Annotated in this window: 17 protein-coding genes; 6 read left to right on the forward strand and 11 right to left on the reverse strand. The window is 60.5% G+C overall.

The annotated features are described in order from the left end of the window. Positions 1-244 precede the first annotated feature (244 nt). Positions 245-1,160 (forward strand): IS630 family transposase gene (locus tag BRAD3257_RS32070; RefSeq protein ID WP_122405207.1). Its coding sequence is split into 2 segments (ribosomal slippage): positions 245-580 and positions 582-1,160, totalling 915 coding nucleotides; the frame shifts between segments, so codons are not numbered across the junction. An 836-nt stretch (positions 1,161-1,996) separates the two neighbouring features. Here BRAD3257_RS32070 and BRAD3257_RS32075 read toward each other — a convergent pair. After that, positions 1,997-4,249, reverse strand: coding sequence for a hypothetical protein (locus tag BRAD3257_RS32075; RefSeq protein WP_244607779.1), 2,253 nt, complete (start codon positions 4,247-4,249; stop codon positions 1,997-1,999). A gap of 556 nt (positions 4,250-4,805) precedes the next feature. Further along, on the reverse strand, positions 4,806-6,551 hold the full coding sequence (nopM, locus tag BRAD3257_RS32085) for a T3SS effector NEL-type E3 ubiquitin ligase NopM (RefSeq protein ID WP_174221602.1): 1,746 nt from the start codon (positions 6,549-6,551) through the stop codon (positions 4,806-4,808). 736 nt (positions 6,552-7,287) lie between these two features. Here nopM and BRAD3257_RS32090 point away from each other — a divergent pair. Beyond that, on the forward strand, positions 7,288-9,114 hold the full coding sequence (locus tag BRAD3257_RS32090; RefSeq protein WP_122405209.1) for an NEL-type E3 ubiquitin ligase domain-containing protein: 1,827 nt from the start codon (positions 7,288-7,290) through the stop codon (positions 9,112-9,114). Between the two features lie 273 nt (positions 9,115-9,387). Here BRAD3257_RS32090 and BRAD3257_RS32095 read toward each other — a convergent pair whose 3' ends face one another. After that, positions 9,388-9,573 carry a hypothetical protein gene (locus BRAD3257_RS32095; RefSeq protein ID WP_122405210.1) on the reverse strand — a complete coding sequence of 62 codons (186 nt, stop codon included), beginning with the start codon at positions 9,571-9,573 and terminating at the stop codon, positions 9,388-9,390. A gap of 1,291 nt (positions 9,574-10,864) precedes the next feature. On the opposite strand from BRAD3257_RS32095, the gene BRAD3257_RS32100 reads away from it, so the two are divergent. Both BRAD3257_RS32100 and BRAD3257_RS32110 read left to right on the forward strand, forming a co-directional pair. Beyond that, positions 10,865-11,209 carry a hypothetical protein gene (locus BRAD3257_RS32100; protein WP_122405211.1) on the forward strand — a complete coding sequence of 115 codons (345 nt, stop codon included), beginning with the start codon at positions 10,865-10,867 and terminating at the stop codon, positions 11,207-11,209. Positions 11,210-12,375: 1,166 nt separating this feature from the next. Beyond that, positions 12,376-12,993, forward strand: coding sequence for a J domain-containing protein (locus tag BRAD3257_RS32110; protein WP_122405213.1), 618 nt, complete (start codon positions 12,376-12,378; stop codon positions 12,991-12,993). A gap of 225 nt (positions 12,994-13,218) precedes the next feature. Here BRAD3257_RS32110 and BRAD3257_RS32115 read toward each other — a convergent pair whose 3' ends face one another. The 4 genes from BRAD3257_RS32115 to BRAD3257_RS32130 form a co-directional block, all read right to left on the reverse strand. Then, complete coding sequence (locus tag BRAD3257_RS32115) at positions 13,219-14,199, reverse strand: pectinesterase family protein (protein ID WP_122405214.1); 981 nt, start codon at positions 14,197-14,199, stop codon at positions 13,219-13,221. 255 nt (positions 14,200-14,454) lie between these two features. Next, entirely contained in the window at positions 14,455-15,753 is a 1,299-nt protein-coding gene (locus BRAD3257_RS32120) for a glycoside hydrolase family 28 protein (protein WP_122405215.1), read from the reverse strand. A 360-nt stretch (positions 15,754-16,113) separates the two neighbouring features. Then, positions 16,114-17,034 (reverse strand): hypothetical protein, encoded by a 921-nt coding sequence (locus BRAD3257_RS32125; RefSeq protein ID WP_122405216.1) that lies wholly within the window; start codon positions 17,032-17,034, stop codon positions 16,114-16,116. After that, positions 17,010-17,930, reverse strand: coding sequence for a hypothetical protein (locus BRAD3257_RS32130; RefSeq protein WP_145987064.1), 921 nt, complete (start codon positions 17,928-17,930; stop codon positions 17,010-17,012). Before BRAD3257_RS32130 ends, BRAD3257_RS32125 begins: the two co-directional genes overlap by 25 nt. Positions 17,931-18,714: 784 nt before the next feature. On the opposite strand from BRAD3257_RS32130, the gene BRAD3257_RS40145 reads away from it, so the two are divergent. Together BRAD3257_RS40145 and BRAD3257_RS39460 are read left to right on the forward strand one after the other, a co-directional pair. Next, positions 18,715-18,879 carry a hypothetical protein gene (locus tag BRAD3257_RS40145; RefSeq protein ID WP_162500427.1) on the forward strand — a complete coding sequence of 55 codons (165 nt, stop codon included), beginning with the start codon at positions 18,715-18,717 and terminating at the stop codon, positions 18,877-18,879. Positions 18,880-19,079: 200 nt separating this feature from the next. Continuing rightward, positions 19,080-19,316: a hypothetical protein gene (locus BRAD3257_RS39460; RefSeq protein WP_145987065.1), complete on the forward strand. Its 237-nt coding sequence runs from the start codon at positions 19,080-19,082 to the stop codon at positions 19,314-19,316. A 250-nt stretch (positions 19,317-19,566) separates the two neighbouring features. On the opposite strand, the gene BRAD3257_RS32145 is transcribed toward BRAD3257_RS39460, so the two are convergent. From BRAD3257_RS32145 to BRAD3257_RS32160, 4 genes are read right to left on the reverse strand one after another with little or no spacing between them, the layout of a single operon-like run. Then, positions 19,567-20,736, reverse strand: coding sequence for a Wadjet anti-phage system protein JetD domain-containing protein (locus BRAD3257_RS32145; protein ID WP_122405219.1), 1,170 nt, complete (start codon positions 20,734-20,736; stop codon positions 19,567-19,569). Positions 20,737-20,738: 2 nt separating this feature from the next. Further along, a complete protein-coding gene (locus BRAD3257_RS32150; protein WP_122405220.1) occupies positions 20,739-24,173 on the reverse strand; it encodes an SbcC/MukB-like Walker B domain-containing protein in 3,435 nt (1,144 codons plus the stop codon). After that, positions 24,170-24,808: a DUF4194 domain-containing protein gene (locus BRAD3257_RS32155; RefSeq protein WP_122405221.1), complete on the reverse strand. Its 639-nt coding sequence runs from the start codon at positions 24,806-24,808 to the stop codon at positions 24,170-24,172. The genes BRAD3257_RS32150 and BRAD3257_RS32155 overlap by 4 nt, the downstream gene beginning before the upstream one ends. After that, the gene (locus tag BRAD3257_RS32160; protein ID WP_122405222.1) at positions 24,798-26,327 is read right to left on the reverse strand and encodes a Wadjet anti-phage system protein JetA family protein; all 1,530 of its coding nucleotides are present in this window, start codon (positions 26,325-26,327) and stop codon (positions 24,798-24,800) included. Before BRAD3257_RS32160 ends, BRAD3257_RS32155 begins: the two co-directional genes overlap by 11 nt. Between the last annotated feature and the right edge of the window lie 207 nt (positions 26,328-26,534).

Consider the following 26,534-nt stretch of genomic DNA (forward strand, 5'->3'; position numbering starts at 1 on the left):
GGCCAACCGTCTGCTTGACGCCCCATTTCTTGGCAAGGGACGATCCGCCCCACATGGCATCGGGGCTGTTGTACCGAGTAGAGGCGGGCTCTCCCATTGGCAGGCCCTTCTGCCATGGGTGATTGTTTTGGTGCGAGATAGCCGTTGACGAAGCTAGAGCGAGTTGGGGTCGAGTTGAATCGCAGGGATTCCCAAAGGGAGCGAACCGTGATTCATCCTTGAGGCCGGAAGGAGGCCGGCAGGGATGGCGCACGGAGAGGCTCTTCGCATTCGGGTGATCAAGGCCGTCGTTGAGGATGGTCTTTCGCGGAACGAGGCGGCCCGGGTATTCCGGGTCGGGATCGCAAGCGCGATCCGCTGGGTGAAGGCGTTCGAAGAAACGCAGCGCACGGCGGCTTTGCCGACCGGCGGTGACCGGCGTTCTGTGCTGAAGCCGCATCGGGACTGGCTCTTGGAACTTCGGCGCAAAGAGAACGATCTGACGCTCGATGCGATCGCCGAGCGACTGCTTCGCAGGCATGGCGTCGAAGCTGACAAATCGATGCTGTCGCGCTTCTTTGCCGGTGAGGGCATCAGCTTCAAAAAAAACCGTGCACGCCAGCGAACAGGATCGTCCCGACTTCGTTGAGCGCCGACAAGCGTGGCGGTGCGCGCAAACCAGCCTTGGCGGTCGGCTCATCTTCCTCGACGAGACCTGGACGACGACGGCGATGACGCGTCGTTACGCCTGGGCCAATGTCGGCACACGCGCCTTGGGCCATGCGCCGCACGGACATTGGAAGACGACGACGTTCCTTGCCGGCCTGACCTGCGAGGGGCTGATCGCGCCGTTTGTGCTCGACGGGCCGATCAATGCCGAGTGCTTCTTCGCCTATGTCGAGCAAATCCTCGTCCCCGCGCTACGCGAAGGCGACACGGTGATCCTCGACAATTTGTCGAGCCACAAGAATGAAGCGGCCGCGCGTCTCATCGCCGGTGCCGGTGCGCGCCTGCTGTTCCTTCCGCCCTACAGCCCCGATCTCAATCCAATCGAGATGGCCTTCGCCAAACTCAAAGAACTGTTGCGACAAGCCCAGGCACGAACCGTCGACGCACTCTGGGATCTCATTGGCCGCTCTCTGAGCCTCTACATCCGTCATTGCGGGTACAATTCGCTTTGATCGCAACTCGCTCTAGTCTTCGCGACTTTGAAGGACCGATATCGCCTCAAACTCTGGCGATCATTGGAAGCCTGTCCCGACCATCAAGACTCAGAACCGCAACCGGGAAAGCCTCCCTCCTCGTTGTGGCCGCCTGCCTTGTGATTTGGTTTCTATCGGGATTCGTGGTTTTTGCCGCTGGGTCCGGACTTAGCGCCTCCGGATCAGGCTGTTGGCAGCGGTAACTGGGGGAATTCTGAAAACAGGCGTGCTCGTTACTCCCTGTGCGGGATTACTAAACGTGATGGTACCAGCTAACGTGAGCACCGGCTATTCAAGTGCGGTATCATGATAAACTTCTGAGAACGCTTCGGCCACGACTTAAATCATCGCAGCGAACGGGCCGACGCGCTCATGTTTCAGCACCACGAATACGGCACAGCGAACTAATGATGAAGCGACACAATGAGGCAAACGATGCGCGCAGGAGGCCGTTTGTCATTCAATTTGACAGCTGCCGGATGTTGTCTCAGATGCGGATCTTGGCAGCGTACCCCTGTATCCAAACTTCGTGTCGAATGGGTCGTTTGGCCCGATCGGGTTCACGCCGCGCTCTCTTGGAGAGACTGTCGCTTCGAAACCTTTCGCGCCAGGCTCGGGCCCGGTGTACGGACAGCGGAGAGGTTGCCGCCTGAGAAAACTGACTGATCCAACATCGCCGTCGAAATAAGGCGTGTATTCACGCCCCACCTCTGCGATCTGCATCGATTGGGTGCATCGCCGGTCAAGCGCGGCGTGATAGAACGTCTCACGCGAGCTGCCCGCCGAGCATTTGGAATTGCAGCCAACTTGCTTCTTCACCGAGGTTCGGGATAAACGCGAACGCGCTGGCGTCCTTCGCTTTCCACCAACTCGCCTCTATATGGCATTCCGCGGATTTCGAAATAGGTCGGCCGCCCGGGCTGGGGCATGATGCCCTCGCCTTCCAAAACGCGCACGAGGTAAGGCGGCAGGAACCGCTCCCTATGCTCCCAGCCGCCCCGGATAAGATGGCCAAGATCGACCGCACCTTCCCCGGTTTGCCTTGCGCTTACGATTGGCCGTGGACGATGCAGCGGCCGGGATGGCCCGGCTTCGTTCATCCCAGCGGCGCGCGGGTGATGGATCAGGCGAATATCCCTGCGACCGCCCGGTCCAAATGTCGCCGAATAGCGCTCTCCATTGATCGCAAACTGACTTGGCCCGAACTGGTTTGGCAGCAGATTGATGTTGCCCAAGACATCGATCAGCACGTCTGAAGCCGCCTGCGAGCCGTGCCGCCAGTTGGCGCCGACGATCGCTCCAATGTCCCGCAGCTCCGAAGCCGCCCCCGGCGGTCCTGCGAACGACGAGGCGGCTGCAAATTCAGGTGCTGGCGCAGAGCGCGCATCGTCACGCAAGTCGTGGGGGGTGGGTGGATCCAGATTGACGAAGGACTCCAGACCGCCATAGATGTTTGATGATCGAGGCCTCACGGAAGAAGGTGATGCGGGTTCTTGCATCTGTTGCCCAAGCCAGGCCCAGGCTCCCTGGCTCGGGGTGGCTGGAGTGGCAGGAAGCTCGAGCGGCGGATGAGCTTGTGCGGCCCAGTGCGGCGCCGGCACCGGCGAGGCAGGTTCGTGCATTTGGTCGCCGAGCCAATCCCAGGCTCCCGCGCTAGGCGTCGCAGGCGTTGCGGGAAGCAGCTGTGACGGGTCGGCCGGCCATCCGCTTTGCGGCGCCGACATCGATGAGCCAGATCCGTGCATTTGCTCTCCAAGCCATTCCCAAGCTCCCGCGCTCGGCGTGGCTGGCGTTGCGGGAAGCTCCTGTGGCGAGTGGGCCTGGCGAGTAGCTTCCGCAGAAGGCTGACCCGGGTTCTCAGGAGGCGGCAATCCTAGTGCCCTGTTCGCCTCAAGGATTTGCTGATAGAGCCCAAGCCTGACCAGATCAGCGTTGATCTTGCTGTCGCCGGTCTCGTGCTTGTACTCTTCAACGTCCTGAGCCAGTGCAGGCGTGGAAAGTCGGCCAGCGACCGGCGGTCTGTCATGCGTCTGCAGCCACTCACTCAGCCTGAACATGCGGCGAGTTTGCCTGTCGATCGTCTTTGAATCGATCCTGTCAGTTGCCTTTTCCGCCGCCGCCCACATGCGGATGAGGGTTGCGTCCTCAGCATGAGGAGCCAGCCGGCGGACGTCGGCTGCCAAGGCGTTTCCGGCACCGACTTCACGGAGCTTCTTCAGGGCCGCCTTGATGCGCCTGCCGCGGTCCTTCGCGTAAGTGTCGACGTCCTCATCGAGCTCCGCTTCGAGCTGGTGGTTTTCCACATCCGGATTTTCCAGCTGCGCGTTTTCAAGTTCGCGGCGAATTCGATCGGCAATTGAGGGCCTGCCGGCGTCGCTCAGGCGCGCGCTCAAGTGGCGCAAATCGGCTGCCGCATTCTTGATGGTGCCGTCGCTGAGATTACCCGCCGCCTTGTTTCGGAAATCTTCAATGAGCTCCTCATCGGCCGAATTGACCCCGCGCGTCCGGCCCGGCTGCCTGGCGTAGTCAATTCGCAGGTTCGTCGAAAGGACGTCAGATTGACCCGTGTCGCGCGACGACTTTCCGCTGCTGCTCCCGCCAAGGGCCTTGCCGATTCCCGACTTGAAGCGTGACCATAATCCGCGGCTTTTTCCGCTCTTGGTCGAGGCGGCAGACTCTGCGTCCGGAACGCTGTAACGTGCGCTGCTGAACAGATCATCTCGCAAACTAGACTGCGGCACTTGCGCCGAAGCGGGAAGCTGAAAGCTAGGAATGTCTACGCTCCGGCGCGTGCCACCTAGCGCACTCTCCCTGAAAGCGGAGTGCGGCGGCACCCGCATCGAACCGCCGAAATCCTCCCGCCGGACTGCTCGACCGCCTGCTGCGGGGGCCGGATCATGCGAACTTGACTTGCTCTCATCAGACGGATCGAGATTCAAGTCCTGGAGCCGCCCTTCAAAGTCACGCTGCTCGCTGGGGCTGCCCGCTCGCTGCCCCGTCCGCCCCTGCAGGGCGGCGTACTCCCGCATCCAGGCTCCTGAATCGAAGAATGGGTCAACCGGATCCATCCTGCTCTCCTCATGTTCATATAGACCCTGCAGCAACCCGTAGGCGTGGATTACAGCCAGATAGTAGCTCGTTCAGCAAGAACCAGATTCTCGATTGTTGTAGCCGCAACCTTTCGAAAAGCTGACGGGATCGCTCCAATTTCGCCGCACCTCTTCCCGCCTCCAGTTCGAGCGGCGAAATTCATCGACCGACCTGACAATGGATCGCCTGTCGATCGTGCGTCGAACACAAGCATCACGGCCCGAACAGATAGCTGCCTCGTCAACCTGACGGCTGCGGCAGCGCCTCCGCAATCGAGGATTTCCCCCCTGCGCGCCTTGGTTTCCTCAACAACTTTTCGACCCCAGGGAGCTCTCGTTCCGAAGCGGCTTTGGACGGGACGCAGATAGGCCCTCGCCTGGCGCGCAGGAATTTTCGTCGCTCGGCAAGACCGACCGGCCCTGATCGACGGCAGCGCACGTTCCAAGATGCCAAGAGTTGGCAGCGATGGGCGGGGCTAATGTCCTTTACCGCCGCAGAGCAATGATAGATATCTCTGCGGCGATTTGCGAGCCTTTATAGTTCCAGGCCACGCTCTGTGAGCACACGGTGCATGACCTCACCTTTGATCTCGCCAGCGATCTCGTTTCGGACTTGGGCTCCGAGCACCCGCTCGGCATCTGGATCGTCTAGAAGACCATGCTCGGCCAGTCGCTGACCCAAGCGGGTTTGAAACTCCTCGTCCATGGCTTCGACCACCCGGTCTCCCATCGCTGCATGTTCGTCTGGAGCGATGCGCTTCAGCACCGTATCCCAGGGTTGCCAGAGGCTAGCCATGTAGTTGGTAAACTGGCTTGCTTCCCGCTCCCGGATCAGGTTGAGCGCCTGCGTCGCATCATCCTCGCCTACGTGAGCGACCGCCAGGAAGCGCATGTCAGGGGCGAGATGGCTGAGCTCCAGCGGCTCGCGCAGCCGATGTTGATAGGCCAGGTAGACTTCGATGTCGTCTACGTTCGGGTTGCCGCTGGCGAGCGAGTTGATCCTGTCGCGCGCGATCTCGTCCAACGCCTCCAAGCGGAAGGCGACGCGGCCGCGCTGGATCAGTTCGCCCAGGCGGTCGTCATATACCCCGTCCTTGACGTCAGCGTTGATGCGCGCGGTCTGCATACCATTCCAGTGCAAGGTGACGCGATCCTCGCAGCTCGTGTTGGCTTCGGAAGCCTGCGCAAAGAACTGCTCGCGCAACGTCGGATTGGCGGCCGCATGCCGCAGATCATTAGCCACTGCCTGCCGAAACTCGTCATAGCCGTAATTCACGGTGCCTCGCAGCCTCTCCAGGAACTGTGCGTAGTCTTGGGCGCCGGGCTCATCCGCAAAGTGCTGCCATTCGGCCAGCGTGGTCGGGTCGTCTGCGAGCCAGTGTGCGGCGGCCTCATGCAGAGATTGCTGTGTAAGCTGCGGTGGCGCTTCAGCCGCCGCCAGATGAGCGAGGATGTCGTCCGGCAGCGCGTTATCGCCCAATTCGAGGCTCTCCAGATGCGGGTAGTAGAGGCTATTATTCGGCACAAGAGCATCTAAAAGACCTTCAGGCAGGCTGGTCAGCTGGTTACCGCTGACATTGAGTGATTGGAGCGTGCTCGGAAGAGGGTCGGGGAGGTTGGCCAGTTGATTGCCGCTGACATTGAGTTCAATGAGCCACGAGGGCAAGGACTCCGGGAGGTCAGTCAACTGATTGCCACTGACCGCAAGCGAGGTGAGCCCGCTCGGGAGAGCGCGCGGCAGGCTGGATAGCCGGTTGTCGTTTGCGTTCAGGATCTCGAGCCCGGCCGGGAGGTTAGCCGGCAGACTGGTCAAGCTGTTGTCAGCGACCTCCAGCTCAGAGATCGTCGCCGGAAGATTGTCCGGCAAACTGGTCAAGCGATTATGGCTAATGAGAAGATGCTGGAGACCGGGTGGGAACATGGCAGGCAGCCTGCTTAGCGCGTTGTGCCTGGCGCGCAGCTCCAGCAACCTTGGCGGCAGAGCGGCGGGCAGAGCGGTGAGTGCGAGCGAAGACAAATCCAGCGAGCGCGAGCCTGTGTTTTCCGAATTCCTGATTCGTGTGCGGCCCTGTCGCCTATTCTCGGCTTCGCCCTGCCCCTCTTCGGCAACCCAATTGTCCAAAATCTGCGCGCGCGCGGAGGCTGGGGTCCGATACCCAGTCAAGGTTTCGACCAAATTCGCCAGGGCACGATTGAAGCCGCCGAGGTAGCTTTCCTGGTCCGCGTCTTCAGAAGGGGCCGAGGAAGAACCTGCACTCCACTGTGCCTGTCCCGTGTTCATCAATTTCTCCATCGTCAGAACAAAGATACCCCTGCTTCTCAAGCTCGCGAAGCAGGTGGCTGCAATGATCATTCGAGAGCCGGTGCACGTGCACTGCGACCCCCCCGACTTAAGTGGGGACAGCTTCGCACGAGCCCGAGCGCGGCAAATCGATCGATACTGCTGTGAGCTTGCTGCCTTTCGTTGACCAGATAAGTCCGGCAGGACAGTCAACGGGGTAGCGTTTTCTGCCGTTAGCAGGCCTACCTGTCGATCAGCTGACGAGTGTCGCTGCAGAACCTCAGAGTTGCTCAGTTTGCCACTGATGAGCGAGGCGAGCCAGCTTGCGGCTGAACGGTCAAGCTTCGTAAAGATCAGCTCGACACCGACTGGCACGGCGTCTGAGAGGGGCACCGCGAACTTGGCCGCTCGGACCGCCTGCCGCCCTTCGTTTCCAGCTGCTCGGCCGAACAGAGTGCGCTGGCCGCCGTTGAGATAAAGCACCATCGCGGCTCTGGGACCCTAGACTGAAGCCGCTACCGCGTTGCGATCCGCACAAACGTGTCGGCTGGAAATAACTACCCGCGGCCGAGATCGAGCCACTGTTTAAAATCGTCGTACCGACAGTCATGCCGGCTTCGATGCCATCGTTACCACCTTGCGGTGATAGTTTGTCAGCTTATCGAAAGCTAAGTCTCTTAGGTGCTGGAGCATGTCACCATGGGCTGAGTCTACTCAGTTTCGTAAGGAGGGGAGGATGGATCCTTTTGAGACAGGGCAGATTCGGCGCGGCGATGACATCCCCTCTGCATCTTCCGGACAGGAGGGCGCGGAAAATGGGGCGGCGGCGCAGTGGAACGCGGTGGTGACAGGGCACGCAGCGAACTCCAGAGATTCTGCCCACCCGGAGGACGATGAACGCGACGTGCTTGAGAATTGGGCTGCCGAACCGGAGGTAGGCCCGCTCGAGGATCGGGACGAAGCGGTGCGCCGAGTGAATGCCCTCGGTGAGGCCATGACACTTGATCTTGAATCGCTGTCCCTTACAAGCCTGCCAAGACTTCCGAGCGCTGTCGTTGTGCTTGATGTGCCCTTCAATCGGCTGACCACTCTGCCCGATAGTCTGCCCGCTTCGCTCCGGCGTCTTGACGTTAGGGGTAATCAGCTGACCAGTCTGCCCGCACTTCCGACCGAGCTCAGAGGCCTCGACGCGAGCTCCAACCGGCTGAGGAGCCTGCCTGGGGCCCTACCTGCTGAGCTCGAGCTTCTCGACCTCAGCCACAATCAGTTGCAGGAACTGCCCGAGGTGCTGCCTCCTTCCCTGCAGTTTCTCCGCGCCAGCCACAATCAGTTGACCAATCTACCGGAGGCCCTTCCGGCCGCCCTCCAGTTTATCGACGTCAGCGAAAACCAACTGACGCGTCTGCCGCGGCACCTGCCTGCTTCGCTGGACTTTCTCGACGTCGGCCAAAACCAATTGACGAGCCTACCGGACGACCTGCTGACGCAATTGACGGCTCCTGGCAGCATAGTTCTGACCGACAATCCTCTGCCCGAACAGGTGCTCACGAATCTGGATGCAGCTCTACACGCCGAGGGCTATGCCGGTCCGACCGTCTACCATTCCCGCAATGACGAAAGTGAATTGTCCGAAACAGACGATGAACAGGCCGACGCTCTCATTGAAACGGTCGCAGACTGGCTCCGAGGCCATCCACAGGAGGGTGATCGAGAGGTGCTGGACGCTTGGCAGAGCGTTGCTGAAGAGCCGGGCGCGCGAGAATACGCGCTCTTCCTTGGCAAACTGTTCGACTCCGTGAACTCTGGCAACGAAGAATTCCGGCAGTCGGTGGCCAATGATCTGCGCCAAGTGGCGCAAAACCCGGAATTGCGCAAGCGCTACTTCCAACTGGCCCTGGACGCCAACGAGAGCTGCGAGGATCGCAGAACTTTGACGTGGAACGGCATGCAGACCGCACGCCTCATCGCAGAGGTCGAGAACGGCGCCTATAACAACAAGGCCCGGCTTCCCGATCTCATCGATCTGGGGCGGGTCATGTTCCGCCTGGACGCGCTGGAGAGAATTGCGCGCGAGAGGGTTCACGCGTTAGGCTCGGGCAACAACGTCGAAGACATCGACGCCATTGAGGTCCTTCTTGCTTATCAAAATAAGCTTCGCGAGCGGCTGGGGCTGCAACACGTCGCCCCCAACATGCGCTTCTTTGCGGTTTCCGGTGTGACCGACGCTGACGTCGACAGTGCAGAGACATCCGTGCGGAACCGAGAGGCGGCGGAATTCCCCGACTATTTGGCCGTGGACTGGCAACCTTGGGACGACGTCGTGAGTAACATCGCACCCGAAGACCACGCCACGGCGCACGACCAGCTCCTTGCCGCAATGGGGACGGAGTTCGAACGCCGGCTGCAGCAACAGCTCACCGACAAAGGTTTGGTCGGGGTCGAAGCTGACCTTGTGGAGGATGCAAAGCTAGAGTTGGGTGCCGCAGTGCGTAGGGAAATCGCTCGTGAGATCAAGGGCGCTCTCCGAGATAAGGTGCTCAATGAACACGGCCTCACCTTATGAACCGGGCTTTGCCGTGTTAGAGCAGATTCCGGCCCGGGTCACTCCCAGGTCATCCTCAACCCAGATCGTTGTCTCAGCTCGCCGCTGTATGCCAGGCGGGCAGCTCTGATCGTCTCTTGTCGAGACCAAGATTCAATGAACGAAGCCCTTCTCTCCTCTAGGCCGACGAGACTCTGGATTACGAAATCCGCAACCGAGGCTGGATCGGAAGGATTGGAGAATCTCGGAAAGTTGACATGCGCGCGATCCGTCGGTCGGCTCCCCGACGCTCTCCTAGCGCTCGCGAAGCTGCCGCTCCAAATCAATGGCTTGATCGGCATTGTGAGCGCGCTTCAGCAAGGCGCGGCGTTCATCACCTGAAGGCTTTCGCTCCGCTTGATCTCGCATATCCTGTGCGAATTGCGTCAATCTCGTTTCCAGAGACTCTGTTTGCTTGAACCGCCTGCGCTTCAATCCCATTGCGACCTCCCTCTACCATTGCAACGATCGTACGCCCTCATGCTGCGCGGTGCAGGAACATATGTTTATTTTCGGCTCAAACCTATGAGCGAGCTCGCATGCATCAATCCTTCGGAAGGTGCAACAAATGTTGGTTCAACCGACGTCGACTTGGACTTTGAGCTGCATACTCAAGTTACTCATTGAGCTTACGCCCCCAGTCTCCATTGGCTTAGCGTTCTTGGCTGGCGCTACGCGATTTCCGCCCGTGATACCTTCCCCATGAGACAAGCTCCGAGCCTTCGTGCTTGCCGGGACTAAGCGCGCCGAGGCCGGTTGCGGGCGATGTACCCGCTTTTGAAGGACACCTTCGTAGTCGAGCCTGCTGGCGGCAGCAAATAGGGGCTGCGCGCCGCCTTCATGAAGCTCGCGTAGAGCATAGGATTTTCCAGCCTATGCCGGTCAATCCTTCAGTAGCCGCCGCGCTTCAGCTGCGGCTCCGGACCAAGATCCGTGCCATTGAACCAGAGCAGATCGAATCAAAAGACGGCGACTGTCCTGGTCGCCGAGATCTGCCAGCATCTCGGAAAGGCTCGCCCGTCACGGGCGACACGACCGCCCATCACTCTCGACTGACTGGGAATCCGAATTCTGCCTGCAATGGCCGAAAATCTTGTATTCGAGTTCAGGCGGTTGCGTGTGCTGGCTTTACGATCGTCCTCGTCGATATGACGCTGAGAGCGGCTCCCGAAAGGCGCCTTCAACTCAAGGGGCGCCACTGGGAGGGTGGTGAAGCCCCGGGATCCGAGACGGGACCGGCGACGGGTAGGCTTCGCCAGCAACTCACAATAGTACCCGCCGCTGGTCGTTGGGGGGCAATGAACGTCCGGGATCGATCGGAGTTCCATTCCAGTCGCGCGGCCGCAATCGGCAGGCTCGAAGCAGCGAAACTGAGCGGGTGGACCAAGCCTGCTTAACGTGTGTGAATCCGCGTTTACCGGGAGTCAGATAAGAGATTAATTTTCGACTATCAAAATGGTTAGGGGCTGCTGCTCGGGCTTTTACGCGGGCGCGGCAGCTACTCGTTCACAGCATACCTAGACTCTCGGGGACGGCCGAGGTCGGCCGGCGGGCGGCGGCAGAGCTCGCGGCTGAGATCGTTGAAATGGACTGACTGTCTTTGTTCGGGGGAGATCGCCGAGCTACCTTTAAGAATCGAGGAGTGAGATTAACGACGGGGATGTTTGTCGAGGCATGATATTTGCAAACGAGCAGAGGACCAGAATGCTTGGTAGCCGGGACTTTACCGTGAATGCAGACGAGCGTCGGCGAAATGGCAATCAGCTGGTCCTATTGGATTCCTTGGAGTTGCCACCATCGCAGTGATCGCCTGGCTTGCAGGGATAGTTTGGGCGAGTTGGAGTATAATCAGGTGGATTTTACACTAAGCACCAAGGGGCTGGAGGAGGATTTCACAGAGCTTTCCGACCATTTCATTATTCGGATGTATGAGTTCATTCGTGATCAGGTGGCGGCGGATGAGGCAGCGGGCACACGGCTTGTTGGAATTCCGGCGAGGCACCGCGCCGACAGTCTGCTTGCCGAGATCAACCGCAGGGGACTTTATTGTAGGCCTATCGATTGGCCACCCTTGTAGGTGAAGGCCAGCCGAGCTGATGGCGACCTGGACGCATTCCGGCAGGTTCGCTTTCGTGCGATCGATGCCGCTGGAGCCATCAGACGCAAAGTAACAGATGTCGCCTCACCAACGTTCGGAGCTGCCGCGAACGTTCTGCACCGCGCCATTTGGCTTTGACTGCGACCTGACGAAAAGCGGCAATCATCCCATTCGCAGGGGGCCCCCGTTTCAAGCAGGGCGGCGCTTTGTATGAGGTGGAGTACCTGTTGTCGGCAGCTGCTGATCTCGCGCCCTCTTGCGCTCTTCTTCGTCAGTCGCGCTGCCCAAGAGGCGCAGAGGAAAATACATCCGACCAAGGTAAGGGGACATCACGGACTCGAGCAGGGCTTCTTCAGGAGCGTCAAAGCTTTGCTAATCCGCCACTACGGTGGCCAGGACTCTCTGCACTTCCAGCTTCAGACGGTTGCTATCCTCAGCCGGGGGCCTGGCAACGGCAAGCATTTGCGTTGACGCGGTGCCCGCCTGGTCCGCACCTCGATTGACTTCGGCGATATTGGTAGCGACCTCGGTCGTACCAGTTGCCGACTGCTGCACATTGCGAGCAATCTCCTGGTTCGCAGCGCCTTTCCACGCACCTCCTGTCATCCCGGCTGCCGTGCCAGCGCCAGCATCCACCCGCTCCGACTTAGACTTTGCTGGGTAGGCTGGTGAGCAGAGTGCTTCGTCAGCGGCGGGCAAACGCTGTGACTTGCGTTGATCCGCGGACGAGCAGCTCCGCCACGCCTTTCAAATCGGGGCAAAGCGCTTTCTGTTTCGCTACGCAAGACGGAAGACTTTCCAAGCTTCGATAGACGATTCAGAAGACGTCACTCGCCTTCCGTCGTTGCGCAGAATACCGGCCGAGCAGTGCCTTCGCTTGGCGAAAGAGTACTCACCCCGTCCCATTCAAGACCTCCATGTGCAGAACTCGACAGAAAATTTCGATTGAGTCGATCTGAAACCTCAAAGAGATGATGGTCTGCATCAACTTCGCAAGTCCTGGCATGTCAATTGCTGGGAAGGGCCCGCTACATCACGCCACTAACTAGACGCGAAGGCCGAGTCAGACCCGACTTGCCGTGTACACCAAGTCTCTAGCATAGAAGCGGCTCTGTTAACTGCCGCTCCGCCAAGGGAGCCAGGTTATGTTGATCGACACATCCGAAATCTTCGACTCCATTCGCATCAATAAGCAGGAAGCGCAGAAGCGCCAGCCCGCTCCGCTATGCGAATGGCCTGGCTGCCAGAACAAGGCTACCCATCCCGCGCCCAAGGGCCGCGACAATGTGCGCGCTTATTGGCACTTCTGCATCGATCATGTTCGCCAATACAATCAGTCCTACAATTTCTTCTCGGGAATGGACGCGGAAGCGGTCGCGCGTTACCAGCAGGACGCGCTGACCGGCCATCGTCCGACTTGGAGGATAGGCGAGAACATCAGCGCGCACAAAATGACCGGCAGCACTGCCAATTTCGAGGACGACTGGCATGCCCTCTGCACGCACCTCGAGCTGAACGGACGCGCCGGTGCCCACCCCCGCGCGAAGGTCAAGCCTGAAGCGCGCAAGATTTTCAATGCCGAGGGCAAAGCGTTGCAGGTGATGGGCCTAAATGCCAATGCGACGCTCGGCGATATCAAGGCGAAGTACAAGGCGTTGGTCAAGCAGCACCATCCTGATGCCAATGGCGGCGACCGCTCCACGGAGGATCGCCTTGTCGAGATCATCAAGGCCTACCAGTACCTGAAGACCGTGGTGCGCTAGAGCTAGCCCGAACATCTCAGCGGGCCTCAACGGCTCATCGGAAGTGGAGGGCGGAGACATCCAGAGCTTTTCTCTGGCGTAACCGTCCAGTGAGGCTTTTGTCACCCACAAATATGGCCCCCAGCGGGATATCGGCAACAGCCCACGCCGCCTTCATATCCGCACTCCTCCGTCATGCATCCCACGATCGCCGTCGTCTCGTCACCCTTGCTTTGCCTTCCATCCTTATCGTTCCCTCGGCAGCCAATCGGTGGCGCCTCCGAAGAACACGCCCAGGGACCATCTTGCAGCTTCACCATCTGTCAGTTGATGGGAGTGAGGCTCACGGCCTGAGGGGTTCGCCCCGACGCCGAAGGATCTGTATTCAGCATAATAGCTTGTTCTCAAGGTATTGGTCTTGCCGGGCGTCCATTCGCGCCACCCTTCCGCGATCACGGGGGCATCTATCTTCGCCGCGAGGAAGACCACTGTGGCGTAGGGCCGCCAAGGGCGGCCAAGTGCGATATAGCCCGCAGCAGGGTCGGCAGTTAGCCTACAATGATCAAAAACATACCCACTGTCCTCATCCGGCGCTGCCTTGCTCTGAGCGGTATAGATGACTGCTTGATTTGCGAGGCCGTGCAACTCACATTGCCGGAACCAGGCCTTGGCGTTGCCAAATATGAAATCGACATGCCCCTCGATGTAGCAGTTCGAGAAGTATTGTCGTGACATTCTGCCGTTTGGTCCCTTGCCGGCAAACAGCGTGTCCTGGGCACCGAGCAGGCGGACGCGCGTAACGACGTCCCTGTCTCCGGTAACGGACAGTGCTACCGCCTGAGAGGGGGGATTGGCCGGATTGAGCGCGTAGTCGTTCTGGATGGTCAGATTCTCGATCCGCAAGTCATCGCCAGCGGCATCCAGAGTCGCCGAACGAGCGGTCCCTCCTACATTGATCGCGCCGTCCCCATACACAATGACCGTATCCTCCGGCTTCCTGCCAGTCCCTTCCATATGAACACCGGATTTGGAGATTTTGACCTTCTCGCGATAGACGCCCGGCGCGACCCGGACATTTCCGCCTTCCGCTGGCAAGGCGTCGATGGCTTGCTGCACGGAGCGATAGTCTGCATTTGCGGCATGCGACACGAATAGTGGCTCAGCGTAGGCTGCCGGGATGCAGAAACACACGGCCAGAAGCGCAGCGGAAGGCACGAGAATTCGCATGTGATCTCACTCTTCGTTGCGCTCGCAGCACGTTCGACGCAGTCGATATGAGATACCGCCCCGGGATGGCCGCTGTGCATGATCAGACACATTTTCCTCGCCAGCCCAGAACCCCACGTAACTCTCGTGCGTTCCTGCAAACCCGGCGGCGGCCCGCAACGAAGTACCGGACATGAGCCTGAGGTTCTGCAACACGAGCGATTTAGGCCTGCCGATGCGCAAGTCACCAGCCGGGTTCGGCGCCGGGTGTCGTGCTTAGCGGTGTGCGTCGCGGAATGCCCTGGCACATGCTTCCGATCCGCGCGGCAGCGGTTCGGTGGCTCGTCCCGGCAGCGGGGGCGATACGTCAGAGGCACTTGCGGTTACCTTCGCGTGTTCCAGTTGCCAAGTCGCGGAATTAGCAAATCGGACATCCTCGAGTGCAACGTCGAGGGCATGCCGCTCGTCTACGCCGCGCATCAGCAGCACACCATTGTCACCACGCACATGGCGCAGAACGATCTGCCGATAGACCGGAATCCTCGTGCCTTGTGCGCGCGGATCATATTTTGCATCGAACGACATCGGCGACCGGTTTCCCCTCAGGCACACGTTCTCATAAGTCACGCGCTCGACCAGACCGCCTCGACTGACATCGCTCTTGATGCGCAGGCCAGACGTCGTACCGTCCAGCGTCAGATTACGCACCAGTATGTCGCTAACTCCGGAATTCACCTCGCTGCCGATAGACATGCCGTGCCCCCAGCCGAAATAATTATCAAGGATGGAGATATGGCTGCTTGAGCCATTGTCGCCGGCCTTGATGGCAACGTTGTCGTCTCCCGTGCGGATGAAGCTGTGGGTGATGGTCACATCCTGGCTCGCGCCGGGGTCGATGCCGTCGGTATTGCGCGCATCCGCCGGTGAATCGATGGTCAGGCCCCAGAAAGTGGCACCTTCGACCCGGTTCATCGCGACATGGAAATTGGGGGCATTGCGCAAGGTGATACCAGAGAACGTGATGTCCTGCGCATGATCGATCTGGATCAAGCGCGGGGCGTTCTGGTTGCCGCCCTCAGCTTGCGCGCGGCGGGCCAGCTGCCACCAGGTTTCGCCGCCGGCGCTCACCATTGCGCCGCCCTGACCATCGATGATGCCCTCGCCGTAGATGCCCCCACCACGTGTTTTGGAAAAGCTGATGAATGGCCGGCAACCGTCGCCCTTGCCCATGATGCGACCACATTGTCCCCGGCCCTTGTCGTAAGCAGCTGGTTCGGGGATGGCGATCAGCGCGGCGCCGCGTCCGATCCATAAGGTCACACCCGATTTCATCTCGAGTGGACCTGAGTGAAACTCGCCGCGCCCGAGATAAACTGCAGCGCCAGCGGGGCAATGTTCGATGGCGTCCTGTAGGCTGACTGTATCGTCCTTGCCGGAAGGCACAGGGCGATCGCAGACCGTATGAGGTGCAACAGGTTCGGCGATAGTCCGGCGGTCCTGCGCTTTTGCGGCGGGGCAGACAATCATGGGGACGAGTATGGACAATAGGGCCCAGTTGCGAAAACGCGTTGTCATCGACCTGCTCGTGCTTTGTCACGCTACTTGCCGCGTGCCGTTCTGATAATGAGTGCTGGCTCCGATGGAGCCGCCGCGCACGTCACTGGCCCGCGCAAGATGACATTTATAAGACGCAGCAGAGGCCTGGATCTTGCGATCGCGCAGTAGCACCTTGCCTGTGCGCGAAAACGATGAAGCGTTGTACGATAGTCCAAAATCCAAACAGATTCTCAGCGTTCTCATACTGATTGAGTGCCCAACTGGTCCCGATTTGCGGGCGACGCGCTCGATACGAGCTAAATGCGGCGTTGGCTTTTCCGGGAAGTCAGGTGGTCGCAATAGCGAGTTCGGAGCGTCTGCGACAATGGCTTGTGTCCTCTAATAATCGCTGGGCAACCGGCGAGGCGCGTGATCGGAGGACGCCGGCTCATGTTCAAGCAGTCGCCGAAGCTCTCCTGGCGACATCTGCCCCTCGTTGAATATAGTGAATGCATCTGGATTAGCCCTAACCGGCAGATCGCCGACCGGATGATCTAGGTCGGACGACACCGGCCCATGGTCCAGCAGTCCACTGAGCTCGCCTGTTGAGAATGGCAGGTACTCGAGTTCCCGTGCCGCGGTATTGGCCATGGACGGGTCCACTCCGCCCGGTGCAGGCGCATCATCGATCAGTCGACCAAGCTCCCCCGCAGAAAGCGGTAAGGAATCGGAACTGAAAAGATTTGGATCTGTCGAGCCGGAGTGCTGATCGAATAGCCGATCCGGCAGCGGTGGTGTGAATTCATCACCCAGCAGTCGCCAAAGCTCCCCAGGCGAAAGGGGCGCTGGAGCGATGACAGAAGCTTCTGGATCTAGCGAGCCTGCGGCCTCCCGCGCGAGCCGATGTGGCTGCGACATCGTGGGTTCAATATCCAACAGCCGCGACAGCTCCCCCGGAGAAAGCGGCAGGGGCGCGAAAGTAAAGGCGTCTAGATCTGCCGGGGCTGCGAGCTCATCGGCCAGCGGATCCGGATCCAACTGCGCAGACTGAGTAGCCAAGAACTGGGAAGGCTCCGCGGGAGCAAACTGCCGGGCGTCCAACGTGAGCTCCCCTGGATCGACGGAGACCGGCGAATGCACTGATTGGCTCTCCAGTGCTCGCCTGCGTTTCGCCGGGCGGTCCGTGAGATCCTCTGGATCCGAAATGAATTGCTCTCGACCCGTGGAAGCCGACTGAAGGATGGATTGATCATCCCACCCGCCGTCGATTTGGTCGCGAAGCTCCTGTTCCTGCCTCAGAAGTTCGGGATCCTCGGCCATGACGGACGGCTCGTGGCCATCGTCATCATCGAGGAGCCGCCAAAGCGCCTCCGGGATGCATCCAACCTTGGCGAGCCGGCGGCGGCGCTGCTTTTGGCCTGGTCAGGGCCGACTGATGCGGAAGGCCCATGCTCCGAACGGGCCAAGCCCGCTCGATGCTCGCGAAGCGCCCAGAGCGAACCTGTCATTCTCTTCCAGTTCTTCGGGAAGGCTTCCTTAACATAGTCGTACAGCGCCTCATCGCTTGTTCCGGCAAGCGTCTCGCCGCGCTCGGCGAGACTGTTCGACAGCTTGCGAAGGGTGGTGTCATGATGCTGGACGGTAGCTGGCGCCCAGTGCTTGCTCTTGCTACCTTCGTCTATGACGCCTTCGATAAGCGGCGCATCAACTTTAGTTGGAGCAACACGTGTGCGGCCAGTACTCATCGAAGTGGCAGCACGCGCGCGCCTGACCCTGACTACAGTTGAACCTCCGCGCTGTTCTTGAAGCGCCCGTAAAGCTATACCTACGTGCTTATTCTCCCTGAACACGGTGTCAGAGAGCTGATTTAGTGCATTATCATCACTGGATTCGAGCGACTGGCCGCGTTCGCCGAAGTAATTCGCCACCTTGTAAAGCATTAAAGTATACTTCTCGGCCGTCAACGGGGACAGGTTTCGGCGAGCACTGACGCCGCTCATCATCTCGTGAATGTAATCAAAATCCGCGCGCGACACATTCGGCGGCGGTTTACGGCCGCGGCGCCAGGCAAGGTCAGCGGAATCGACCGCGCGAGCCGCATCTAGTTGCTGCTCAAAGTCGTCTGCTCCCGCCTGGTTCGCTTGATCGTCTGGAACGCCGTGCTGTACCTCTGGCGGAGGTGCGGCATTGGATATGGCGAAATCGTGCGAGTCCATGCCAGCCTCCCCAACCAACGACACTGGGTCAGTCCGTATTCGGAGAAGCTTTCCAGAAGCTGACGAGGCTACGGCCGGCCTCGGATCGCATTCGCCGGGAACCCTTTTCTTGGGTCTCACGAATTTAGGTGACTGACGTGCCTGCCCTCTTTCGGATGGCATCGTGATCATTTGCGAACATAGTCAGCGAGTTCTCGTCATCCTCCATGCAATGTCGGATGAGACATGGTCGGCTCCCGCGGTCAGCACACGCCCGTGACCCGCATGCCATAGCGGACCATCGTGTCATTGAAGCGCCCCCTCGCGCTCCAGACACGTCTGGCGGTAAATTGAAAGACCTTAAGAAGGACAAAACGGAACTGGCTGGCTCAAGGTGGAGAGCTTTGACATTCCCTCAGAACATCTACGTGAGCAGCCCCCAAAACAGGAGGCTCTAGCCTAAGACGCGGCGCTACGTCCGGATGTGCGTGCATCTCTGGCCAACGCACCGCGGGCAATCAAAAAGACGAGCCTCTCGACAGGGCTGCACCCCGTTGTCCGGTACGTCAGCCGGGCTCGCAACCCTATGCGCCTCGAAATCTTCACCAACTCCGCGACAAAAACGTTCGCCGCCAAGTCCGGCGCGCAGCTTTCAGCGATCCCATGATTGACTCGAAAACGCCGCACCAGCATTCTGATCAACAGGATCATCGACGCTTGAGGATGTGCGCGGTCGTCTTTTACGTATTGAATTGATTGCCGCAGAGTTGCGCTGGCATTCATCTATCGACGGTGAGACCGCTCGATGCTCAAGCCGTCGCTCCAGATCCGCCAATCCAGCCTTACATTCGGCGACAACCGATTGAGCGTGAAGCAGCTTGACCTTGAGCTCGTCCTGTTGCCTGAGTATTTTCTCGAGATCCCAATCGTCCTGCATCAACTCATTGGCCCGCTGCAAAGCACCGATTGAAGGCCGCCGCTTAGCTCCACCAACCCAGGCTCGGCATCTCGCAGATGCCCGCACTTGAGCCCGGGCCAAAAGTGGCGCAAACATGGTCCTGAGGTATAACGCATTTACGTTGGCCTGAACCATCTTGTTGAGGACCGCCATTCGCTGCGCCCTTTACAAGACAATCGGATTCTGCCCGAAAACCGGAGCGCGATCCGAAGATGGCAGAGTTCGCGGCGCAGCCGCATGGTGTGGAAAACGCATCAGGAGACCTCTGCCACCGATCAAGCGTGCAAGTTTCATCTGAACACCTCGACCGAATGCTGAACGAGCATCATAGTCAGAAGTGGTTGGTCACATGTTCAAGCAACCGGCATGCCAATGCCGTGGAGCGTTTTATGAAGAAACGATGTCGGTTTTCCGGTGCTGTTGTCGCGTTTGAACAAACCACGTCTTGAATGAGACATCCGAAGCCACAACCACGACGTCCACAGCAGTGCTCACTGCGGTCAATAGAGAAGATTTTGCGTGCGGCGGCGAGAATGCTCTCACGATTTTTGATTGGTGGGTTGTGTCGAAGCACGGCAAGGAGCCGCCCTACTCATGGCGATCGCGCTGCGGAACGCAGGTGTTGTTCACAAAGGCCGACGGAGGTCGTCGACCGAGCAAGCTCATCGGGATCGGCACCGCGTTGATCCGCCGCATTTTCTAATGAAGCTCTGGCAGGACTGGATCGAGTTCTTCCTGCTCGAGCGTCTTGGCTCCATCTTCCGCCAGGTACGCTGCCAGAGCCGCGATACCGGAGTTCGGTGGACATCGAGCGGGTGCCGATTTTTTGAAGGGCACTTGTCCCAAGCGCTCGGCGACTTCGACGCTCATGAGGTGGGGACGGATCGGTCGATCGACGGCGCGCTCGATGGTGTGGAAGATCCAGGTGCCGTCCGGATCGATGTCCGACCAATGAAAGATCGGCGTCTGTTCGGACACCAATCCTGCGATGGTCCGCAGCGCCTGCTGGGTGGCAAGCGAGGGGTAGCCGCCTACATACATGGTCGTACCTAATCGGCCCGGGTCCGCCTCGGCAATGTGCCGGTTGAAGCTTGCGAAGTTTTCAATCGTCAGAACGTAGGCCGGCGGCTGCCGGAAGCGGACGCGATCTGCTTCGTTGGGACTGATCCCGAGATAACGCGGAGAGATACCGGACAGGTCGGCTCCATCAAGGTCGATCTTGCCCGCGATCAGCAGCGGCGGGGCGAAGCGCTCCAGTCCGATCGCTCGCAGTGCCTCGCGGGGGCGGGCGCCAGGCGGAAAGTCCATTATGCCGCTCAAAAGCCGGACCACGGCACCCTCGATGTGCTCGAGTATCTTGCTGTGCCCCACCGAACGTCGCGAGAAAGTTTTGTAGTCGACGTCCAGATGCTTGTTATCGAGGATCGCCTGCGCGAGAACGAATGCGTGGCGCAGCGTGTCGACGTCGGACGAACCGAATCCGTGCCACGTCTTACCCCGCGCCCACACCTCTGCGATTTGAGAGCCACTGTTCTTCAGGGACTCGTGCAGCGCCACGCCGGCTACAAGCCGCGCGGCGGCGTCCTCCGCGATGCGTGACGCCGGGGTGCGGTCGAGATATCGGTATAAGATCTCCGCTGAGGCCAACCGCACGTGCGCCACTTGGTCTCGTTTGGCACCGCGGCCCCAGCCAATGGACACCGCGCCGGCACTTTCGGCTATCCTGATCTGCTTCAGAAAAGCGTCCGCCGCGACTACCGACGAGAAAGCGGCATAGTCGGGGTGGGCGATTGGGCTTGCGGCGCCGGCCTCGAAGCGGTCGAGCAGGTCGTTCAGCAGGCCGATCGCGTCCGTGAAACGTCGCGCCATGACTACTCGGCAGCCAGACGGGTGGCGAGCTCATCTTCGGACATCAGATCCGGATCGACGGCCATCAGTTCGCGCTTGGCCTTCTCTTTCAGTTCCACCACTGTGGCCCTGGACTGTTCGCCGATGCGGTCCACCTCCACGATGGTGTCCATGTGCTCGAGCACGGCGACCCGCTTCTCGAACGGCGCCGCGATCACGAACTGGAGCCCCAGGTTCTTGTAGAAGCTCATCATCTGCCGCTGGTTCTTGCCGTCCATCTTGGAGAAGGCCTCGTCGAACATGGCGAGGGCGAAGCCGGAGGGCTTGCCCGTGCGGCGCTCGGCGCTGCCGTAGACGGCGGCCAGCGAAGCGCCGATGGCGACGTAGATGGGCACCTGCTGTTCGGCGCCGGATCCGGTGCCGCGCCGCTGCTCCCAGCGGGTTGAACGACCCGTGGCTACATCCTCCATGTGAATCTCGAAGGTGTAGAAGTTGCGGTAGTCCTCAAACTGGGTGAAGTCCTTGTCTGGATCCTCGAGCAATGCCTCGAGCGCAAGGATCGTATCCTTATGCGGGAAGTCATCGGGCACGTCGCCTCGGAACAGCATATCGAGCGCCTCCGGAGAGGTTTTGGCAATCTCGATGATCTTCAGGATGGGCTGGAATTCCACCACCTGGGTGCGGTGGAATGAATAACGCTCGTTGTGGAAGGCATGTGCGTAGAGGCTACGGTTCAACGATTGCAGCTCCCGCTCCATCTTGCCGATCCGGGCTGTGAGCGCGTTGATGAACTCGCCGCGCAACAGGATGGAGGCCTTTTCCGCCGCTTCCCGCGCCTGCCGTTCGTACTGGCGCAGCTCGTTGGATTCGATATCCGCGATGAGCTGCTCCATCCAGGGCTTCACCTCCCTCAGCGGCTCGCTCTCCGCACCGACTTGCGAGCTCATCCCGAACTGGTCGAAGTAATCGTAGAGGAGCTCGCGGACCCGCCGCTCGATGCGGGCGCGCTCTGCGTCCGAGGCGTCCGCATCCTTTAGCGCCCTGTCCGCGATGACGCGGTGCTTCTCGGCGAACCCCTTCTGGACTGCGGCATTGAGGCGCTCGCGGTACACGATCCTGCCCTTGGCGGCGGAGTAGAGCGGGAAGATCTTGCGATAGATCGACCGGGCGACCCGCAGGTTGAGCTCGGAGCCGGGTACGTTTTCGCCCTCTCCCAGTCTCCTCTCTGCCGATCTGACCTCACCGTCATGCTCGCCGAACGCCTTCTGCTGAATCTTTCTCTCGTCGAGCCTCTTGTCCTTCAGCTTCTGCTGCGCTCTCTTCTTGTCGCGAAGGCCGCCGTCACCCGCGCCGTCGAGCGCATCTAGTCTGGCCTGCGCCTCGGCGATCTCGGTCTGCGCAGCCGCGAACGCCGCGGCGCAAGCCTTCAGATCGTCACGCCCCTCGCAGATGTTCTTCAGTGCGGCAAAGGCCTGCTCCGCCGTGACGGCCTCCTTGGTCTTGTCGGCTAAGATCCGATCCAGCTCTTCGGCCTGATCCTGCAGGGAGCGCAAGGCGTTCGCCTGGGCCGCCTTTCCGATCTTGTGTTGCGAGTTTTCGATCCACCGATGGCTCCTGACGAGACCGTCGTCGTAAAGGCCGTCCTTCATGATAGCCCGGCCGGGTCTGTTGAACTGGTCAAGCGTGTCCGCGAGGCGGACCGTGCCGTAGCGGCGCATGATGAAGGCCATCGCGTCCGGATCCTGGCTCCGGAAGATCGAAGGGAAAGTGCCGCGCTCCGGCTTGGCCCTGAACTGCTCGAGCTTGTTGAGGCTCACGAGCGATGCATGGCGAAACTCGCGGCGACCTTCCTTGAAGATTGACGTGGCGGCGCTGATATCCGCTCTGTCCACGAACACGGCTTCCCGGTCGCGGCCGAGGAGCGCCTCGGCGGCTCCTACCCACTCGGGTTCGGCGACTTCGATGATGTCGCAGAGCACGCGCGGGACCATTCCGCTCTGCCGCAGCCTGCGGCAGAGGAGTTCAGTGTCGTCGCCGAGATAGGCCCGCGCCCCTCCGGCGGCGTGCTGTCGGATCCGTTCGAGCACCTCGTCGCGGCGGCCTCGGAGCCCGGAAAGCTCCGCGATGATCGTTTGACGTGCTTCGTCGATCTTCGGCAGCCATTTCGCGCCGCTTGCGGCGAAGGACTTCTCGGCCGCGGAGAGCTCGTCGGAGACGCGCCCGATGTCGGCACCGGCGGTGGCGGTCAGAAGACGCTCAAGCGCAGGAACGAAGTCCTCGAAACGGTCCGCGCACATCGCGCGGAGCGGCTCCAGGCGACGGATGTTCTCCATACGAGCTTTGAAGTCCGCCGAGGCGCGGTGCGCCGCCTGCCCGGCCACATCGGCGGTCTGCTGCAGGGACTTTCTGCCGGTCTTGGCATCGTGCTCGGCGATCGCGGCCGTGAGGCGTTCGATCTCGTTATCGATGGCCTTGACGTCGTCGTCGATGAATTCGAGTTCTTTTGCTGCCGCGTCCCGGCGCGCCATCTCGGTACGCCGCTTGGTCTTGAAGTCCAGGTTTGTCGCGCGCGCCGCGAGCCAAGTCGCGCGTTTTGCGATCCACTCCTCCCTGAACTTGGTCTCGAGCGCTTCTTCAAGAGTGCCGAGGACGACCCGAAGCGCCCTCAGGGCTTCGAGCCTGAGGCGCATCTTTCTGATGGTTTCGCTAATGTTGCGGTAGGTCTGGATCGACTCGCGCAGCTCCTTGATGCCAATCGGACTGTCCTCGAGGATATAGTTCCGGACGAACTGCGTGGCCGTCTGGTTGTGGTCGAGCGTCATCGCGTTGACGATTGACTTCTGCAGGGCGCTGGCGTTCTGCTCGCCATAGGCCGAATGCGGCAGAAGATGGCGCATGTACTCGCGGACGTAGTCGCTCGGCCGGTCGCGATGATTGACGAAATTGCCTTCGCCGACCGCCGCGACAATCCGGGCGCGCGCGTCCTCCCACTGCGCCGGGAATTGCGACTTTCCTCGCTGCTCGATGAAGTCCTTGGAGCTCAAAACGGTGCCGACGGCGATGAACAGTGCCAGCACAGTCTCTCTGCTGTCGGACTTGCGCGCCTCAAGCGCCATGCCGATCGTGACCGGCGGTCGATCGCCTTCCTTGTCTTCGAAGCCTAGCGCCACATAGGTGCGTGCCTCGTCGCGCCGGCGCTGGTCTTCTCCGAGCGTCCCAAGGCAGTAATCGACGACGCTGCGCTTCGAGCCGCTGCGCGATTTTCCGCTGTCGCCGGCGACCGCGTTCAGGCGCAAGAACCGCCGGCTCCCGCCGGTGAGAACGACCTGTGCCATGTCGAGGATTGTCGATTTGCCGGACCGGTTCTCGCCCAGGACCCCGACGTGTCCTGTCACGTCAATGTCGGCGACATCGAACAGGTGCCAGTTCACCATCGTCAGGTGGCGTAGCTCCATCATGCCTCGTCTCCTGCAGGCTGCGGAAACCGCGCCTCCTCGCTACGGACGTAGCGCTCAAGCCGTTGGAGGGCGTCGCTGCCACTGATCAGCTTAATCATCGGGCGGATCCTGATCTCGCAGTCCTGCTGCTCGTCGTCAAAATCACCGATCTCGACCAAACTGCGTTGGGCGGCCTCGCGCAGGATGTCCCGGAAGCGGGCGGGCGAGATCGCGCCTCCGCCGCCGTGTTGCGCCATCTCACGGTAGCGATCGAACAGGTCGTTCAAAGTGGCAACTACGACGGCCCGGTCCTCGACCGCTCCGACGTTGACCTCCTGTTGCCAGTATGCCGCCAGTACCAGGACAACAATGGTTTCGTCGAGCTTCATTCGAGGCAGCGGCACGTCCTCGTCCATGGCGACGATGCCAGCCCACTGCGCCTCTGGATCGCGATGAACGCGGTATCCGCAACTATCGAAGAAGCCGTCGACCACGTCGCGGAAGCGGCCATCCATGATCGTGTTGTAGACTGTCCCAGTCCGGGGATCTCCCGCGAACACGAACTGCCGCCGTAGCAGGAAGTGCAGGGCTTTGCGGAGGTCGGCTGCCTTTTCCGCGCCGAAGGAGCGCTCGACGTTTTCGAACTCACTGAGCACGGGCTGCCTCTGCTGTCCGGAGGGGGCCGGATCGCCTGACCACGAAGTTCGCACACCGAAGCCATTCGCTGTCGTGGGGCGGCGTGTCTGGGCGCGGCTCCAGATCGAACCCGGCCGCGACCTGCGCCGGAACCTCACCCGTTAACGCATATCGGCGGGCGCAATCGAAGGCGAGAAAGTCGTCCACGGTCTCGATTTCCATGAAGCGGGCTTCCTTGGTCGCGAATGGCGGCACCTGGCCCTCGAGAAATCGTCTGACATCCTCAGGGCGGGGCGCGATGCGAGCGATGTACTCGAGGCGGAGCTTCTTCCGCAGTTCGTACAGCGGGTCCGACGGGGGCCCTGCGAGCTCCCTCGCTTCGACGGGACGGCGCGGCTGCCTGGCCGGGGCCTGATGGTGCTCCGACCAGGGGGACCGCAGCGGCTCGATGCTCCATTCGATAGTCGCCTTGTGGTGTCTGCCGTCCCGCAGTAGGGCATCCAGACGCCGCACCAGGTCGCCGGCCCGGCCGACGAGTCCCTGCCCGCCCCGCTCGGCGTACTTAATGGTGTTGCGGACCCGGGCTTCGAGCTGCCTGCGGAAGGCCTCGATCCTATCGAACATTTCCCCGATCTGATCAAAGATGCTTTCGATGGCCAGCAGGTCGTCGGCCGCGGCCATTCGACCGTCCTCGATGTCGGCTGCCATGCTGGAAGCTGTGTACTCCTCGGCGAGGACCTGCATGGTTTCTGGGGTGTAGGAGATCCGCCGCGCGAGATCGACGATGGCATCGCGGAAGCGGTACGGATGGTTGACGGTGAGGATGGACTCGAAATCCTTCAGCAGGAGCTGGTCGACGAACTCCTCGAAAAAGGCTTCCAGCCGGGTAGCAACTGTTTTCGACTCCATGACCGTCCGTCGGACGCGCTTCAGGTCAGCCAGAATGGCCCGCAGGCTCTTCGTGAACTGGTCGGCCTGATTGCGCGCCTCGCGGAGGGCGAGCGCGGCTTCGCGCTGCTTGCGGTCGGTGATCTCGGGCCTCAGTTTTTCGACGGCCTCCAGGTTGAGGCGGATTTGCACGATCAAGCCGCCGAATCGCTGCGAGAGATCCTTATTGAGGCTCGCGAGCCGCTGGATCACGAGCAGCGGTCCCATAGCCATGTCCACGGTAACACGAAGCCCGTATTCCTCCTCTTCAAGCCATCCCCAGGCGAGCAGCCGGGCGTACAATTGTCGGGCAAGGCCGAGCGCCTTGTCGCCCTTCTCGGAAGCGAGCGCGACGTCGGCCTTCCGGATCCGGCGGCGTCCCGCGGAGATCATTTCCGGCAGGCTGCCGAAATCATCGCCTTCATTCCAGATGGCGGGGTTAGCGCGCATGACGTCGTAGATGGCATGGACGACCTGCTGAGGGGTCGGAAACGACGGCGCGCCTGAAAAGAAGCGTTCATGCAGGTCGAGCAGACAGGCTGCGTACAGGTGCTTGTGATCGCGCGAGAAGGCCAAAAACGCGTCGTCATGCAAATGGCGGAACAAGGACAATCGCTATCACTCCCTGAATCGGCATCATCCAAAAAGGGATGCAGCTTGCCGCCCCGACACTCAGAATCTGCCGAGGGTGATACCTCGGTCGAGATGTATCGCAAGGCTGCTGCAACTGGAAGGATCTGTTCGCTGTATGTTCGTGTATAGCTTGGCAAAGCGTTTCTGTCGAGGTGTAGCTCTCGCCATTACCGGGGCGTATTGGTC

The sequence above is a fragment of the Bradyrhizobium vignae genome, assembly GCF_900324035.1.
Taxonomy (GTDB): domain Bacteria; phylum Pseudomonadota; class Alphaproteobacteria; order Rhizobiales; family Xanthobacteraceae; genus Bradyrhizobium; species Bradyrhizobium vignae.

Coding starts and splice junctions, on each gene's coding strand:
- BRAD3257_RS32075 (WP_244607779.1), bottom strand. CDS start 4,249: ATGGATCCGGTTGACCCATTCTTCGATTCAGGAGCCTGGATGCGGGAG.
- nopM (WP_174221602.1), bottom strand. CDS start 6,551: ATGAACACGGGACAGGCACAGTGGAGTGCAGGTTCTTCCTCGGCCCCT.
- BRAD3257_RS32090 (WP_122405209.1), top strand. CDS start 7,288: ATGGATCCTTTTGAGACAGGGCAGATTCGGCGCGGCGATGACATCCCC.
- BRAD3257_RS32095 (WP_122405210.1), bottom strand. CDS start 9,573: ATGGGATTGAAGCGCAGGCGGTTCAAGCAAACAGAGTCTCTGGAAACG.
- BRAD3257_RS32100 (WP_122405211.1), top strand. CDS start 10,865: ATGCAGACGAGCGTCGGCGAAATGGCAATCAGCTGGTCCTATTGGATT.
- BRAD3257_RS32110 (WP_122405213.1), top strand. CDS start 12,376: ATGTTGATCGACACATCCGAAATCTTCGACTCCATTCGCATCAATAAG.
- BRAD3257_RS32115 (WP_122405214.1), bottom strand. CDS start 14,199: ATGCGAATTCTCGTGCCTTCCGCTGCGCTTCTGGCCGTGTGTTTCTGC.
- BRAD3257_RS32120 (WP_122405215.1), bottom strand. CDS start 15,753: ATGACAACGCGTTTTCGCAACTGGGCCCTATTGTCCATACTCGTCCCC.
- BRAD3257_RS32125 (WP_122405216.1), bottom strand. CDS start 17,034: ATGGCCGAGGATCCCGAACTTCTGAGGCAGGAACAGGAGCTTCGCGAC.
- BRAD3257_RS32130 (WP_145987064.1), bottom strand. CDS start 17,930: ATGGACTCGCACGATTTCGCCATATCCAATGCCGCACCTCCGCCAGAG.
- BRAD3257_RS40145 (WP_162500427.1), top strand. CDS start 18,715: ATGCTCAAGCCGTCGCTCCAGATCCGCCAATCCAGCCTTACATTCGGC.
- BRAD3257_RS39460 (WP_145987065.1), top strand. CDS start 19,080: ATGGCAGAGTTCGCGGCGCAGCCGCATGGTGTGGAAAACGCATCAGGA.
- BRAD3257_RS32145 (WP_122405219.1), bottom strand. CDS start 20,736: ATGGCGCGACGTTTCACGGACGCGATCGGCCTGCTGAACGACCTGCTC.
- BRAD3257_RS32150 (WP_122405220.1), bottom strand. CDS start 24,173: ATGATGGAGCTACGCCACCTGACGATGGTGAACTGGCACCTGTTCGAT.